Source organism: Streptomyces sporangiiformans, assembly GCF_005768555.2.
GTDB lineage: Bacteria > Actinomycetota > Actinomycetes > Streptomycetales > Streptomycetaceae > Streptomyces > Streptomyces sporangiiformans.
Genome location: NZ_VCHX02000062.1, coordinates 1 through 1,261 on the forward strand (window position 1 = coordinate 1; position 1,261 = coordinate 1,261).

A 1,261-nucleotide genomic window follows, 5' to 3' on the forward strand; every position below is an offset into this window, starting at 1 on the left:
GGGCGGCCGGCGTTCGAGTTGCGGGCGGTGCTGGCCGCGACGCTGTCGCCGACCTGGGGTGTCTACAGCGGGTTCGAGCTGTGCGAGAACACCCCGCTGCGGGCGGGCAGCGAAGAGTACCTGCACTCGGAGAAGTACCAACTACGGCCACGGAACTGGGAGTCGGCCGAACGCGAGGGTCGGTCCATAGCGCCGCTCATATCCCGGCTCAACCGGACACGGCGCCACAACCCCGCGCTCCAGCAATTGCGGGACCTGCACTTCCATCCCACGGACAAGGACGCGGTCATCGCGTACTCCAAGCGCAGCGGCTCGAACACGGTCGTGGTGGTGGTCAACCTCGACCCGCACCACACCCAGGAGGCCACGGTCTGCCTGGACATGCCACAACTGGGGCTCGACTGGCACGAGTCCGTTCCGGTGCGCGACGAGCTCACCGGCGCCACCTACCACTGGGGCAGGACCACCTATGTGCGGCTCGAGCCGGGCCGCGCGCCGGCACACATATGCGTCCTGCGACCGTCCTCACCGATCGGAGGGTCACCCACATCATGATCGTCAACGAGCCCGTCCCGGACACCTTCGAAGACACCCCCGCGAAAGACCGCGACCCCGAGTGGTTCAAACGCGCCGTGTTCTACGAAGTCCTCGTCCGCTCCTTCCAGGACAGCGACGGCGACGGCATCGGCGACCTCAAGGGGCTGACGGCCAAGCTCGACTACCTGCAATGGCTCGGCGTCGACTGCCTGTGGCTGCCGCCGTTCTTCAAGTCCCCGCTGCGCGACGGCGGCTACGACGTCTCCGACTACACCGCCGTCCTGCCCGAGTTCGGCGACCTCGCCGACTTCGTGGAGTTCGTGGACGCCGCCCACCAGCGCGGCATGCGCGTGATCATCGACTTCGTCATGAACCACACCAGCGATGAGCATCCGTGGTTCCAGGAGTCGCGGAAGAACCCCGACGGGCCGTACGGCGATTACTACATGTGGGCGGACGACGACAAGCAGTACCAGGACGCCCGGATCATCTTCGTCGACACCGAGGTCTCCAACTGGACCTTCGACCCGGTCCGCGAGCAGTACTACTTCCACCGGTTCTTCTCGCATCAGCCGGACCTCAACTTCGAGAACCCCGCGGTGCAGGAGGAGGTGCTGGCAGCGCTCAGATTCTGGCTGGATCTGGGGATCGACGGGTTCCGGCTGGACGCGGTCCCCTACCTCTACGCGGAGGAGGGCACCGACTGCGAGAACCTGCCCGCCAC

1 protein-coding gene and 1 pseudogene are annotated in these 1,261 nt (G+C 66.4%); both read left to right on the forward strand.

All coding sequences use genetic code 11. The annotated features are described in order from the left end of the window. Nucleotides 1–555, forward strand: a pseudogene (locus tag FGD71_RS05790) (alpha-1,4-glucan--maltose-1-phosphate maltosyltransferase); the annotation flags it as partial. Next, a partial coding sequence (locus tag FGD71_RS05795; protein WP_240436415.1) for an alpha-amylase family glycosyl hydrolase occupies nucleotides 552–1,261 on the forward strand: 710 nt, incomplete at its 3' end. The pseudogene FGD71_RS05790 and the gene FGD71_RS05795, both read left to right, overlap by 4 nt.